The 14127-nt window shown below is 46.5% G+C and carries 12 protein-coding genes and 1 riboswitch; of the genes, 11 read left to right on the top strand and 1 reads right to left on the bottom strand.

What is annotated here, in order from left to right:
* The first annotated feature begins 337 nt into the window (after positions 1 to 337).
* Complete coding sequence (gene catA / locus MKY82_RS19015) at positions 338 to 991, top strand: type A chloramphenicol O-acetyltransferase (protein WP_339294108.1); 654 nt, start codon at positions 338 to 340, stop codon at positions 989 to 991.
* A 285-nt stretch (positions 992 to 1276) separates the two neighbouring features.
* Positions 1277 to 1582, top strand: a complete 306-nt coding sequence (locus MKY82_RS19010; RefSeq protein ID WP_339296697.1) for a four-helix bundle copper-binding protein — start codon at positions 1277 to 1279, stop codon at positions 1580 to 1582.
* Between the two features lie 2815 nt (positions 1583 to 4397).
* On the opposite strand, the gene MKY82_RS19005 is transcribed toward MKY82_RS19010, so the two are convergent.
* The gene (locus MKY82_RS19005; protein ID WP_216532273.1) at positions 4398 to 5603 is read right to left on the bottom strand and encodes an MFS transporter; all 1206 of its coding nucleotides are present in this window, start codon (positions 5601 to 5603) and stop codon (positions 4398 to 4400) included.
* A 133-nt stretch (positions 5604 to 5736) separates the two neighbouring features.
* Between MKY82_RS19005 and MKY82_RS19000 the strand changes: the two genes are divergently transcribed.
* The 9 genes from MKY82_RS19000 (at position 5737) to MKY82_RS18960 (ending at position 13986) form a co-directional block, all read left to right on the top strand.
* Complete coding sequence (locus MKY82_RS19000) at positions 5737 to 7005, top strand: aminotransferase class I/II-fold pyridoxal phosphate-dependent enzyme (protein WP_339294107.1); 1269 nt, start codon at positions 5737 to 5739, stop codon at positions 7003 to 7005.
* A gap of 168 nt (positions 7006 to 7173) precedes the next feature.
* Positions 7174 to 7986: a helix-turn-helix transcriptional regulator gene (locus MKY82_RS18995; protein WP_339217869.1), complete on the top strand. Its 813-nt coding sequence runs from the start codon at positions 7174 to 7176 to the stop codon at positions 7984 to 7986.
* Between the two features lie 120 nt (positions 7987 to 8106).
* Positions 8107 to 8532, top strand: a complete 426-nt coding sequence (locus MKY82_RS18990) for a VOC family protein (RefSeq protein ID WP_194543159.1) — start codon at positions 8107 to 8109, stop codon at positions 8530 to 8532.
* Between the two features lie 33 nt (positions 8533 to 8565).
* A riboswitch (purine riboswitch) is annotated at positions 8566 to 8665 on the top strand.
* Positions 8666 to 8731: 66 nt separating this feature from the next.
* Positions 8732 to 9883, top strand: a complete 1152-nt coding sequence (locus MKY82_RS18985; RefSeq protein ID WP_339294106.1) for an MFS transporter — start codon at positions 8732 to 8734, stop codon at positions 9881 to 9883.
* Positions 9884 to 10283: 400 nt separating this feature from the next.
* Complete coding sequence (locus tag MKY82_RS18980; protein WP_220684906.1) at positions 10284 to 10760, top strand: MarR family transcriptional regulator; 477 nt, start codon at positions 10284 to 10286, stop codon at positions 10758 to 10760.
* Positions 10761 to 10835: 75 nt separating this feature from the next.
* A complete protein-coding gene (locus MKY82_RS18975; protein WP_339294105.1) occupies positions 10836 to 11420 on the top strand; it encodes a nitroreductase family protein in 585 nt (194 codons plus the stop codon).
* Positions 11417 to 11869: a nitroreductase family protein gene (locus MKY82_RS18970; protein WP_220684907.1), complete on the top strand. Its 453-nt coding sequence runs from the start codon at positions 11417 to 11419 to the stop codon at positions 11867 to 11869. Before MKY82_RS18975 ends, MKY82_RS18970 begins: the two co-directional genes overlap by 4 nt.
* Positions 11870 to 12115: 246 nt before the next feature.
* The gene (hprK, locus tag MKY82_RS18965) at positions 12116 to 13033 is read left to right on the top strand and encodes an HPr(Ser) kinase/phosphatase (RefSeq protein WP_071218491.1); all 918 of its coding nucleotides are present in this window, start codon (positions 12116 to 12118) and stop codon (positions 13031 to 13033) included.
* A gap of 158 nt (positions 13034 to 13191) precedes the next feature.
* On the top strand, positions 13192 to 13986 hold the full coding sequence (locus MKY82_RS18960; protein ID WP_194543156.1) for a DUF2935 domain-containing protein: 795 nt from the start codon (positions 13192 to 13194) through the stop codon (positions 13984 to 13986).
* The last annotated feature ends 141 nt before the right edge of the window (positions 13987 to 14127 follow it).

Raw genomic sequence — 14127 nt, 5'->3', positions numbered from 1 at the left:
GTTTGGCCTTCCTAGATGGACACCCCATCCGCGAACACCTCCCCTTGAATTGGTATATCATACGTATCCTGTGCATGTGTTGAGTGCACAAGTACCCAGTGGGCGCATAAACAAGACACCTATTTTTTTTGATGGCTGTATCATTTATAATAATGAAGCTGGGCAGAATCGGATAAATTCGAAGATATAACAGATTGTTAATTTAAAGGAATTGCTGTAAAAGTTAAAATATGTAATAGTTCTACTACTACGGAAACTTTGGAGTGATGGCGTGTGATTAGATCAGTGGATATACCCTCCTGAAATAGAACGAAATTATTTTAGGAGGGCAAAAACGATGAAGTTTCACATTATTAATGTTGAAGAGTGGACGAGAAAGTCTTATTACGAGCATTATCTTCGATCGAATAAATGTACCTTCAGTATCACCGTGGATATCGACATTACTCGCTTGCTGTATTCTTTAAAAGCTAATGGATTCAAGCTTTATCCAGCTTTTATTTATTTGGTTACAAGAGTTGTCAATGACCGGGTTGAATTCAAAACTTCCTATAGTCCCGAAGGGGAATTGGGTTACTGGGATCGAATGACGCCGAGTTATACCTTTTTCCATAACGATGACCATACGTTCTCCTGTTTATGGACAGCATTTTCGAATGATTTCTATCGATTCCATGATCATTACGAGCAGGACATGGAGCAATATCGGGATACAAAGGGACTGTTCGTTAAAGAGAACCCACCTCCGAACACGTTTCCCATATCCATGATACCCTGGATAAGCTTTAGCGGATTTAATCTAAACATTGTCAATGAAGCAGACTATCTTCTTCCCATCATAACCGGCGGAAAATATACCAAGCAGGGAGGCCGTATTCTGCTTCCAGTCTCATTGCAGGTGCACCATGCTGTGTGTGATGGTTATCATGCCAGCATGTTCTTTCAGGAGTTGCAAAGGTTGGCGGATTCTTTTGACGATTGGTTAACATAATACATGCTCAAAATGAGCAAGATTCATGATCAAAATGAACAAGATTCATGATCAAAATGAGCAAGATTCATGATCAAAATGAACAAGATTCATGACCAACATGAGCAAGATTCATGATCCACATGAGCAAGAAAAGACGACTGCGATGCAGTCGTCTTTTCTGTTTGCCAATTGAATCGAAATAATACAACATCCTCATATAATCTTCACAAGTTTTGGTTAATTACATACAACCTTGAAAAAAGGTAATCCCTATGATCGCTAAAACCGAAAGGAGAATGTATGATGTCACATGAACAATTTCAACAATGTATCGAGGAATGCTTGCGCTGTATGGTAGCCTGTAACCATTGTTACACCGCATGTTTGGATGAACATGATGTGGCGATGATGAAAGAGTGCATTCGCTTGGATCGGCAGTGTGCGGATATTTGCGCGTTTGCAGCTCAAGCGATGTCCACGAACACTATATGCGCCGATGTCTGCGAAGCGTGCGGTAACGAGTGCAAGAAGCATGATATGAAGCACTGTCAGGAATGTGCTGAAGCATGCTTTCGATGTGCGAAAGCATGCCGGGAGATGGCTGCTTAAGCAGGGCATCCATTGAACAGTAGGACGATGCGGGAAGAATCGCTATAGGCGGGAATCGGCCTATTTTGGGCACATGCGGGGAGAAGAGGCTATGCTATATGCAGAGATTCGCTCGTTATGGAGTTCGTGTGGAGGGCCGATTCTATATGCGCCTATTAAGAAGATCAAGAGGACAGAGGATCCGTTATTGCAGGAATCGGTCGATTTTTGGGCACATGTGGACAGAAGGGGGCCCGCTATGTGCTGAAATTCGATCGATATGGAGTGGAGGAGGACAGAGGGCCCAAAGTCGGCACATTATGGAGTTCATGAGGACAGAGGGTCCGTTATTTCGCGGAAATCGGCCGATAATGGAGTTTACGCGGACACAGGATCCGCTATTACACCATAATCACGGACTAATCCCTCAAAAATCTCACAATAGCGGATCTCTTGTCCGCAAATTGTTGTGAAATGGGTAGAAACAAGGAAATAGCGGAACCAGTGTCCTCAAATATCGCAACTCGATGGATGTTAACTATGCCGGGTGGCGGTATCGTAATGAGGGGTGTGTACACGGCTAATCGCTGCTGAGCTGAATTATAGTTGAACGCGGGGCTCGGCCTTTTTGTGACACATGCGGACAGAAGGCAGAAGAGAATCCGTCACATGCTGCGATTCGCCCAAAGGGGATCAAAAGGCCAGAGGATCGATATTATGCCGAAATCGGCATGTTCTAGGAACATATGGAGAGAAGAGGTCAAGCTACATATACCGGAATTCGCCCATAATGGGGATCAAGAGGACAGAGGATCCGTTATTTCACTGAAATCGGCCGATTATGGAGTTTATGCGGACACAGGATCCGCTATTGCACCATAATCACGGACTAATCCCAAAAAAATCTCGCAATAGCGGATCTCTTGTCCGCATATTGTTGTGAAATGGGTAGAAATAAGGAAATAGCGGAACCAGTGTCCTAAAATAACGCAACTCAATGGATGTTAACGATACCGGGTGGCGGTATCCTAACGTGGGGTCTGTACGCGGCTAATCGCGGCTGAGCTGAATTATAGTTGAACGCGGGGCTCGGCCTTTTTGTGACACATACGGACAGAAGGCAGAAGAGAATCCGTCACATGCTGCGATTCGCTTATAAGGGAATCATGAGGCTAGAGGATCGATATTATGCCGAAATCGGCATGTTCTAGGCACATATGGAGAGAAGAGGTCACGCTATATATACCGGAATTCGCCCATAATGGGGATCAAGAGGACAGAGGGTCCGTTATTTCGCGGAAATCGGCCGATAATGGAGTTTACGCGGACACAGGATCCGCTATTACACCATAATCACGGACTAATCCCTCAAAAATCTCACAATAGCGGATCTCTTGTCCGCAAATTGTTGTGAAATGGGTAAAAAACAAGGAAATAGCGGAACCAGTGTCCTCAAATATCGCAACTCAATGGATGTTAACGATACCGAATGGCGTTACCGAAATGAGGATCTGTATTCGCGCTGAATTGAATAACAGTTGTTCACGGGGAAATCGGTCTATTTTTGGGCACATGTGGAGAGAAGAGGACCCGCTATGTGCTGAAATTCGCTCGATATGGAGTCCGGGAGGACAGAAGATCCGTTATTTCACTGAAATCGGCCGATTATGGAGTTTATGCGGACACAGGATCCGCTATTGCACCATAATGACGGACTAATCCCCAAAAATCTCGCAATAGCGGATCTCTTGACCGCATATTGTTGTGAAATGGGTAGAAACAAGGAAATAGCGGAATCAGTGTCCTCAAATATCGTAACTCGGTGGATGTTAACAATGCCGGGTAGCCGTATCCTAACGAGGGGGCTGAACGCGGCTAATCGCTGCTGAGCTTAATTACTGTTTGTTGAACGCGGGGCTCGGCCTTTTTGTGACACATGCGGACAGAAGGCAGAAGAGGTAGGCAAAAACTTACGCCGTAACATAACAGGTAAGCTTTTTGAATGTTCCTCCTTTCTTCTCATTAGTTTTCCGTTGAAACAAAACGTTATTACTGTGACATTCTTCCGATAAGGTTACTGTTCTTAATTACTGTGACATTCTTCCGATACGGTATCTGTTCTCATCACTGTGACATTCTTCCGATACGGTATCTGTTCTCATTACTGTGACATTCTTCCGATACGGTATCTGTTCTCATTACTGTGACATTCTTCCGATAAGGTACTGTTCTTAATTACTGTGACATTCTTCCGATACGGTATCTGTTCTCATCACTGTGACATTCTTCCGATAAGGTTACTGTTCTTAATTACTGTGACATTCTTCCGATAAGGTTACTGTTCTTAATTACTGTGACATTCTTCCGATAAAGGTTACTGTTCTTAATTACTGTGACATTCTTCCGATAAGATATCTGTTCTTAATTACTGTGACATTCTTCCGATAAGGTTACTGTTCTTATTACTGTGACATTCTTCCGATAAGGTTACTGTTCTTAATTACTGTGACATTCTTCCGATAAGGTTACTGTTCTTAATTACTGTGACATTCTTCCGATGAAGTTACTGTTCTTATTACTGTGACATTCTCCGATAAGGTATCTGTTCTCATCACTGTGACATTCTTCCGATAAGGTTACTGTTCTTAATTACTGTGGCATTTTTCCGAAAAGGTGTCTGTTCTCATTACTGTGTCATTCTTCCGATAAGGTATCTGTTCTTAATTACTGTGGGATTCCTCCGAAATGATATCTGTTCATACGTGAGTGACCGATTTCCGGCCGGTACCCAAAAATCCCTCTCACCAGAAAATGAGAAGGATTGAAGAATAGCGATCTATGATGCTTTAGCTGATGTCAGCAGCGTTAAGTCCAGTTGTTCTTGATCCAGCTGATGGCAGCGGGAAGTAACGGCAAATGCTCCGATGGCGAACACTACTGCAGCCCAAGGCAGGTATTCAAGACCGACGTTATCCACGACAAGGCTTCCCAGCAGGGAACCGATGGCGATACCCAAATTGGATGCAACCGGCATGAGCGTGGAAGCGAAGTCCTTGGAGCCGGGGGAAGATTCATCCGCCAGGTCAATCAGGTATAGCTGAACAGCGGTACTGAGCGCAAAGGAAAAGCAGGCGACCAGCATTAACGACACTAAGGCCATCCAGGGGAGTGATAGGGTAAGGGCAAGAGCCATCATAATCATCGCTTGGATGGTGAAAATCACTTTCAATTTAACCCTTGAATTGCCTTGTGCTACCTTGGCCCCGAGCCAATTGCTAAGAATCGTGAAAGCGCCGTAAGCGAGCAGAACAGTGCTGATCCATTGCTGCGGAATTCCCATCACATTTTCCAATAGCGGCGTTATGTACGTGTATACAATAAAAACGGAGCCTACGCCAAGGACTGGAATGAAGAAGGCAAGTCGTATTCGCTTGTTCTTGAACAAGGCAAACTGCTGTTTCATGGAGCTTACGCTAATCGTATTGCTCTTAGGCATGACGGCCAGCATCAAAGCTAGCGGGATGATCCCAACCAATGATGTAACAATGAAAGCCGTTTGCCATCCTGCCATCTGGCCGATCTGCGTTCCGACGGGAACGCCAAGGACATTGGCAATCGAGAAACCTCCGATGATCCAGGCAACCGCACCGGCTCTGCGGGAAGCGCTCATATGCTCGCTGGTCGCGGCAATCGCCAGCGATAAGGTTAGTCCGCACAGCATCGCGGTCATGACGCGAATGAATAACATGACGGGGTACGTAGTGGCAAAGATGGTCAAATAATTAAACACTAACACTGCTATATACGCTGTCAGAATGGTAACATGCCGTGGTATGCGTCCGAGCAGCGTAACGGCAAACGGCGTTCCGAGGGCATATGCAATGGCGAAGCTGGATACGAGGACGCCGGCTGCGGCAAGCGAAATGCTGAGACTTACGCTAATGTCTTTTAACAATCCAACAATGACATATTCGGTAGTACCTAGTACAAAGGCGGCAAACGTAAAGGCGATAATAAAGATGGTCTCTCGTGTTCTGGTCATGGTTGTCTCTTCTCCTGATTTCTCTTTTTGTATGCTTCGATCTTACGTTATGAAAGGCTTTTCAAGTCAAGCCTGAAATGAGGATTTCACAGAGATGCTCCTCCACCTTCATGCTATAATGTAGGAAAAAAAAGTGGAGTGGGTGGATATCTTGCCGAATCAAACTTCCAAACGCTCATGGCGTGCGGACAAACTATCGCAGATCGGTTCTTCCATATTTGCCGAGGTCGGCGAGTGGAAACAAGAGGCTTTTCAAGCAGGAAGACATATTATCGACTTAAGCATCGGCAGCCCTGACCGTGGCCCTTCCGAGGATATCCGTGGGGTGCTGAGCCAAGAAGCGCTGAAAGCAGATAATTATACATATCCAGGCACAAGAGGAACCATGGAGTTCCGGGAGCAGTCGGCGGCTTGGATGCAGCATCGATTTGGCGTAAATGTTAATCCGGATACCGAAATCCTGGCTTTGATGGGCTCCCAGGATGGACTGTCGCATCTGGCTCAGGCCATATGTAATCCGGGGGATGTGGCCATTGTGCCGAATCCGGGGTATCCGATTTATGCGGGAGCGCTTGCGATTGCAGGCGTAACACCATGGTATCTTCCACTGAAGGAGGAGTTTGGATTCGTGCCGGATCTGGACAGCATTCCGGAAGAGATTTGGGCGAAAGCGACCTTCATCCTGCTGAATTTTCCGGGGAATCCGATTGCGGTCCGGGCAGATCTTGCTTTTTTTGAAAAGTTGGTTGGTTTGGCGAAAAAATGGGACGTGCTGATCGTCCATGACCTTGCCTATTCTGAAATGGGTTTTGACGGCTACCGCCCCATGAGTATTCTGCAGGTCCCCGGTGCCATCGACATCGCGGTAGAATTCCACTCCTTCTCCAAGAGCTTTAACATGGCAGGGTGTCGAATCGGTTTTCTTGCCGGTCATGAGGAAGCAGTGAGCGCGCTGCGGGAGTACAAAAGCAACATTGATTTCGGCGTATTCAAGCCTGTACAGATTGCGGCTGTCCATGCACTGCGTCAAGCTATGGCATCTGCCGATGAGGGACAGGGTGTCGCTTCGCTATATGAACAACGGCGTGATGTCCTCGTGGCATCACTTGCCGAAGCGGGATGGGTTGTTCCTAAGCCACAGGCCACGATGTTCCTATGGGCACGGATTCCTGAAGCATTTCGTGATCTTCAATGGAGCTCGCGCCGTTTCGCCCGCGAATTACTGCTGGAAACCGGCGTTGCGGTTATTCCTGGAGATGCTTTCGGCTCCGAAGGAGAAGGCTACGTGCGAATCGCGTTAGTTCAGGAAGAGGCGGCCCTGCGCGAAGCGGCGTTGCGAATAGGAACGTTTATTCAGGGGAGTAAGTCTCCGGCACCGAGGGCATCCGAACCTTTGTCATGAAAGACGGGAGCGGAGTAACGGGGGATTGGATTGGAAGCTTTACATTACGACGCGTGACGGCCATGTTATGAACCTACTGATACAAGCAGGGAGCATTAATCTAGTTGCTATAATTGAATTGTTCGTTCGAGTCATTTGCATATCCAATGTAAATAAGGGTGAGCACACTTGCGGAACTATGTCCCTATACAAGCACCAACGATAGAGAAGCCTGCTTCGGATTCTTCTTATGCTTATCAAGAATATCTGCCAAGCCCGCCATTAACACCTTATGTGGCCTGTTATTGGACCTTGGATTATCAAGCTTCGTCTCTTCAGCAGCCGCTTCATCGCATTCTTCCTGACGGTTGCGTCGATATTATATTTAATCTGAAGGCACGGGATGCTTCAACCTCCGGCTTCATTACCGGACTGATGTCATCTTACGAAGCCATGAGACTCACGCAGGATCAGTCACTGTTCGGTATTCGTTTTTTTGCGGAAACCGTCCGCCCATTCATACATTATCCAGCTTCCGATTTCCGTGAGGGTCCTGTATTCTTGGAGGAAGCATGGGGGCTGGAAGTGAATCAGCTGAACGAGGAAATGGTCGCGGCTCTGGATTCCGCTCACCGAATGGAATTGGTTGAAAGATTCTTAATGGGCGTCTTAGGCCGGAGCAACGTCCGTTCCGAGCCGCTGCTAGAGAACAGCATGCAGTATCTGTACGCTGCTAAAGGGAGAATTACGGTTCGCGCCATGGCGGAAAAACTTAATTATAGTGAGAGAAACATAAGAAGAACATTTCAGAAGGAATTGGGCGTCAGCCCGAAGGTCATGACGGAGATTATTCGTTTTCAAAACATGCTGCAGGAATTGCATCAGGCCAAGCCGACAAGGTTTACTGATATCGCTGCCCGCTACGGGTACTATGATCAACCTCATTTTATTAACAACTTCAGGCGTTTATATGGCATGTCACCAAAACAGGCTTTGAAGTGATCGATGATGGAACTCTCGCCGTGTAGGCGCACGTTGTCCGTTTTTTACAATCTTTTGATAGAGCCATCGGCGAAAATGTAAAAGAGGTAACGATGATGATGCATAGGAGGTAATGCGATTATGAAGGCACGTATATCCGTTCTTACAATCGGCGTTGATGACCTGGAGCGGTCATTGAAGTTTTACCGTGATGGACTCGGCCTATCGACCGAAGGGATTATTGGTACGGAATTTGAACATGGGGCTGTAGCATTTTTTGACTTGCAAGCAGGTGTGAAACTGGCGATATGGAATCGCAAGGATCTGTCAGTTGAGGCGAATGTTCCTCTATCTCCTCCGAGTTCCTCGGAGTTTACCATCGGTCACAACGTCGGCAGCAAGGAAGAAGTGGATGAGGTGATGGAGCAAGCCAGCAGGGCGGGTGCGACGGTAACCGTGCCGGCACAAGACACATTCTGGGGGGGCTACTCCGGCCACTTTCTCGATCCGGACGGGCACTTATGGGAGATTTGCTGGAATCCTGCCTGGCATCTTGATATTTCGTAACGGATGTGATAAATTAATCAACGATTGTTGTGCAACTGAATAAACATATTTACATGTATAACCTCATTAATATGGTCTGAGGGTCTCTACCAGGAACCGTAAAATCCTGATTACAGAAAATGTTTCTCATTTTTTGTAATCAGGATTTTTTGTTGTTTATAAGCAAATATGACATCGAAGAAAGGGGATTCCATTCCAGATGAATCTAAAAGTATTAATTCTAGCGATATCAACGATATCCGTCGGGCTGGTTGAACTTATTGTTGGCGGAATACTCCCGCTTATCGCGGACGACTTGCATATTTCACTCGGTGCGGCTGGTCAGCTCATTACCGTGTTCGCCCTGGTCTATGCCGTAGCTGGACCGGTTCTCCTTGCGCTGACGGCAAGAGTGGAGCGGAAACGGCTCTATATGATTTCTTTATTCGTTTTCTTCATCGGTAACTTGCTGGCTTATCTAAGTCCAAGTTTTCCGCTGTTAATGGCTGCCAGAATATTAACCGCCATGAGCACAGCGCTGATTATCGTGTTATCGTTGACCATTACCGCCAAGGTGGTTGAGCCTGCACATCGGGCGAAAGCATTAGGCGTGATTTATATGGGGATCAGCTCGTCATTGGTGCTTGGCGTACCGCTCGGCATTTTGATCAGTGAAGCTTTTGGATGGAGGATATTATTCCTCGGTATCGGCATTCTGTCGATTGGCTCCATGATCTTGATCTATATGTTCCTGGATCGGATCAAGCCACCGTTATCCGTTCAGCTCAAGGCGCTCGGCAAATCGAAAATCGCTGGAGCGCATCTCGCCACCTTGTTCATGCTTGCAGGGCACTACACCATTTATGCATACTTCACGCCGTTTCTTGAATCGGAGCTTGGGCTGAGTCCATACTGGATCAGCATCTGTTACTTCCTGTTCGGACTATCCGCAGTCGGCGGTGGGGCGTTTGGAGGCGCCCTCGCCGACCGGCTGGGCTCGAACAAGAGCATTGTAATCATCATTACGTCATTCATGCTGGTGCTGTTTCTACTCCCGTTCTCTACATTCTCAATCGGCGTATTTTTAGTCGTGATGATGGTATGGGGTGCATTAAGCTGGAGTCTGGCTCCTCCGCTGCAGAATTATTTGATTCAAGTGGATCCGGGCTCGTCCGATATCCAGCAGAGTTTTAACAATTCCGCGCTGCAAATCGGTATTGCACTAGGATCTGCTATCGGTGGCCTTGTGTTAGAGCAGGGAGGTACCGTAGCGAGTACGTCTTGGGTAGGCGGAGGAATCGTCATGGTGTCGCTAATTTGCGCCGTGTATTCCTTAACGAGACCTGCGCTCTCGTTGAAAACAAGCAAATAGTCCATTTCTGCAAATCAAAAGGCAGCTGCGACCGCGCAGCTGCCTTTTTTTCTTCATTGGAAGCATAAGGGATAAACTGAGCTGCAGGCAAAGATACGGTTGCGTTTCAAGCAGTTATGGAGAATGGGTGGAATTGACACCGAATCAAAATAACCTTAATATTAAATTGTTTCCAATGAATGAATATTTGGATAGTTCATTTGAATACAACCTTAATTTATGGGTTTATATTTATTCTCGTGAAACAATAATCCAAAGTGAAGGAGGCGTAGTATGGCTGGATGACTAAAAATATCTTTTCTTTCCGGGGTGTAACTTCTATTGTATACTCATATTGTTTCTTGCGAAACGAACTTTGGTTATAATGAAAAAAACAATGAGTCGAGGAGCTTGCATAATCATGAGTACGAACAAAATGATAAAAAACGCTATCCATGAAAATTTCATTCAATTTCTGCAACAAAAAGAACAATATGAGAACCGGTTAAGCAGCTCTTTTATCGAAGAACTCCGGAAAATAATAGAGATAGAATCCACCTTAAACATAACGGAACTGCATACGATCGCGTGTATTGGGGAGCAAGAACCGATTAATGTCACTTCCATTGCCGAGACCATGAACTTAAGCAAAGGGAACACCTCGAAGATAACCAATAAATTATTGAAGGCGGGGTGGGTGCGCAAAGCCCAGCTCAATGATAACAAAAAAGAAGTGTACTTTCGGTTAACAGCGGCCGGAAAAAGGCTTTTTGCCATCCATGATGAGTTCCATATCAAGGAGCAGGAGAGGATGAACGAGTTTTTGGAAAGATATAGCGATTCCGAGCTTGACTTCATTAAGCGGTTATTTGGAGATTTGGCTGACTTTTATCATTAAGAATATGTTCGCTGTTGCGATCCTTGAGGAGAGTTGGAGGGGGATTCAAGCGTACAATGGCTGGGGAGTGAAAACATGAATTTCATGAAGACGATCAGAGAACGAAGAAGCATCCGCAAGTTTAACTCCATCCCCGTGGACCAGGAGCTGGTGATAGATTTACTCTACGCTGCACGGCAGCTTTACCCTTCCAGAGAGGAAGTGGCCTTCCGAAGCGTTTATGCGGGGACGGCGGATGCGAAGGAACGTTTGGCTTCCAGTATGCTGGAACCCTTGGTGAAGAACAGGCTGGTCAAATGGCTGCCGGAGAAGGTTCGGGATTTCGTTCGGAAGAGGGTCACCGATATACCTGGCCACCTCATTATTATTGCCTCTACTGATGCGGACAGAAGGAAAAGTGACATGAATTATGCAGCGGTCTGCGGGATCATGCAAAATTTTCAGCTTCTTGCCTGGCAGCGTCGGCTCGGTACATTGTGGGACACCGAACCGATGATGCAGAGCAAGGAATTATTCGATCTGTTGAAACTGCAGCCCAATGAGAGACTGGTTGGTATTTTTCATCTGGGTTATTTCGATAAGGCTCCAAGAGGCAGAGCACGAACACAAGCAGAAAAGAAATGGACGATATTAACGAGCGGAGGAGGGGGCATTGGATGAGTTATAGCGCTAGACCCGTTTCCGAGAATCATATTTTGGAATTGTTGAATGTTGCTGTATGGGCTCCTAATGACGGAATGCGGGAACCTTGGCGGTTTATATTTATCGGTTCTGACAACACAAACGTGCTATCTAATTTACAGGATCAGGCTCCGGCGTATCTGATATTGGTCATTAAGGAAGATCAGGATCCGCATAAAAGAGAAGAGGATTACGCAGCGGCAAGCTGCCTCATGCAAAATTTCCGTCTGCTTGCTCAGGATCGCATGCTCCATGTACGAATGACGATGAATGACTGGATTTATGATAGAGCATGCACCCGTCGATTTGGTGTTCATGATGGTGAACGGATCGTTGCCGTGCTGGAAATGGGATATGGTGGACAATCCATAGAGCCTGTGAAGGTAGGGGTAGAGGACACACCTGACCTTACCTTTGAGTTGTTGTAGATGATGCCCTGCAAGCCTACGATAAGGATCACATGATATACTCACAAGAGTCGCCAAATAGGCGGCTTTTCGTATTTTTATGTATCACTAACGGCGCATGAATATAGACAGTCGTAGCTGCTATTGATCGATGATGATCTGGGAAGATTGACGCTGTCTCATAGTATGGAAGCAAATAGGCAGGAAAGTACTTGTTGTTCGTTGAATATATCCGAATACATACTGCAATCGCAGGAGGAGAACAACATGAAGTCGATCACCGTTCAAAGTATTACGGAAATTTTCCATTTGGAAGTATTGGCAGGAGCCAATCGCATGGATCGTATGATTACTCGTCCACAGACGCACAGGCCGGGGCTGGAGTTTGTCGGGTATTTCGATTTTTTTCCTATGGAGCGCGTGCAGGTGCTCGGTCGCAAGGAAATCAACTATTTACTGACGCTTACCATAGAAGAACGCAAGTTACATATCGGGAATATCGTCAAATATCATCCGCCGTGCTTTATTGTCACGTCAGGACAGCAAGAGATTCCTTATCTGACCCTTTTCTGTAACCAAGAGGGCATACCGTTATTGCGGACAACAGAGACGACTACGGAATTTATCGCCAAGTTGGACAGTTATTTGGTGAAGACATTGGCACCGGAGATGTCAATCCATGCAGTATGTGTGAATGTATCGGGCATAGGAATCCTGCTTCGGGGTAAATCCGGGATTGGCAAAAGCGAGACAGCTCACACCTTGATCAGACGAGGTCACCGGTTTGTGGCAGACGATATAGTTGTGCTTAAAAAGCTGGGGCCTTCGACTCTTCTTGGCACACACAATGAGACGACCCGCGAGTTTCTGGCGCTGCGAAGCATCGGTCTGATCAATGTCGTTCGTCAATACGGGCGCACGGCATTTCAGGACGAAACGCGAATCGTGCTCGATATTGAGCTGTCGCCTTGGCGTGAAAATTCCCTAAACAACGAGCTGGAGGCGGTGCCTCAGTTTACAGAGTATTTAGGCATTCAAATTCCGCATATCGAGGTTCAACTTCAGCCGGGACGCGACGTCGCCAGTCTGATCGAGGCGGCGGCCAACAATTGGTATCTGAAACAACTCGGATACAGCGCGGCTGAAGACTTTATGAAACGGATCGAAAACGAAATGCAGTCGTAAAGTGGCGCTAGACACAAACAACTGAAACGTTCAATCCCGTATTTTGTCGTCAATGATGCTCGAGCCGCGATTATGGTTTGATTATCCCTTCCGCGTTCTACTCCGCTGTCAGCAGCATATATTTTCTGAGAATAACGCTATTGGGAGGGGCAAGATCAATGAGTGATCCCTTGTATGAGCACCGGTTTTGGCTACAGATTCTTGGCGACCACTGTCGTTTTATTTTTACCGCACTTTCCCCCAAGGAAAAAGGGGATATCGCTACAGCAGAGTCCTTAATGGCTAGATTTGATATGCTGCTTGGGGAGTCGCGGCGACCCGATGCCTCCACATTCATCGAGAAACTGACGAAGGATGCCTATAAAGCCACTTATGAACTGCGCGAGTTCAAGCTGAAATTGCTGGAACGACAGCTTGCAGGCAAAATTGATTTTCTTCTGACACCTTCCTTTGTCAATCATATGGTAAATGAATTGGAGGAATACCTGCGGATATTACAGGCGTTACAAGAAGGTAAGGGTGTACCTCTGTTTCATCCCTTGCACTATGATATGGTTTGGCTCCAGGATGCATTTGGTCATGCAGCAAGCCTGGCGGCCGATCTTGATTTTGCTGAAAAGCCGTTAATTGCAAAAAGCATGGCGTTTCAAAAAGATTTTGAAGGCTTTTATCTAAAGGCGGTAGAAATGACGGGTTATTTAAGGACCCATTTAAAGGATTTTCCTGCTATGCGTAAATTCCACGCTGATATAGATCTGGAAATGAGGGTGTTCATGCACTTTTTGGCAGAACTCGAAGAATTTGAACTGCGCGGGGAGGTGCTGGACCGGATTAATCCGCTGATGCCAGATCATATGTATCGTGAAGAGTGCTACTATTTGTCCAAGTTGGCTGCCCTGGGTGAAATACAGAATCCGAACTGCGATCCGACAAAGCCGAGAGTCACGGGTTGAAGAATAGTAACGTAAGCCATGCATCTGATCGAAAGCTTGTCTAGCAATGCATGCTAATGAGGTGCCTCAGGAACTAAGCAGGGCAGCCCGCGAACTATGAAGATAATCGGACGCCCCCAGTACGCCGCAATAAGATGCGAT

Source organism: Paenibacillus sp. FSL W7-1279 (assembly GCF_037969845.1).
In the GTDB taxonomy this organism is placed as follows: Bacteria; Bacillota; Bacilli; order Paenibacillales; family Paenibacillaceae; genus Paenibacillus_AQ.
The sequence above is the reverse complement of the archived record's forward strand: the minus strand, read 5'-3'. Positions and strand labels throughout refer to the sequence as shown.

Coding starts and splice junctions, on each gene's coding strand:
- MKY82_RS18960 (WP_194543156.1), top strand. CDS start 13,192: ATGAGTGATCCCTTGTATGAGCACCGGTTTTGGCTACAGATTCTTGGC.
- MKY82_RS18970 (WP_220684907.1), top strand. CDS start 11,417: ATGAGTTATAGCGCTAGACCCGTTTCCGAGAATCATATTTTGGAATTG.
- catA (WP_339294108.1), top strand. CDS start 338: ATGAAGTTTCACATTATTAATGTTGAAGAGTGGACGAGAAAGTCTTAT.
- MKY82_RS18990 (WP_194543159.1), top strand. CDS start 8,107: ATGAAGGCACGTATATCCGTTCTTACAATCGGCGTTGATGACCTGGAG.
- MKY82_RS19005 (WP_216532273.1), bottom strand. CDS start 5,603: ATGACCAGAACACGAGAGACCATCTTTATTATCGCCTTTACGTTTGCC.
- MKY82_RS19010 (WP_339296697.1), top strand. CDS start 1,277: ATGTCACATGAACAATTTCAACAATGTATCGAGGAATGCTTGCGCTGT.
- hprK (WP_071218491.1), top strand. CDS start 12,116: ATGAAGTCGATCACCGTTCAAAGTATTACGGAAATTTTCCATTTGGAA.
- MKY82_RS18975 (WP_339294105.1), top strand. CDS start 10,836: ATGAATTTCATGAAGACGATCAGAGAACGAAGAAGCATCCGCAAGTTT.
- MKY82_RS18985 (WP_339294106.1), top strand. CDS start 8,732: ATGAATCTAAAAGTATTAATTCTAGCGATATCAACGATATCCGTCGGG.
- MKY82_RS18980 (WP_220684906.1), top strand. CDS start 10,284: ATGAGTACGAACAAAATGATAAAAAACGCTATCCATGAAAATTTCATT.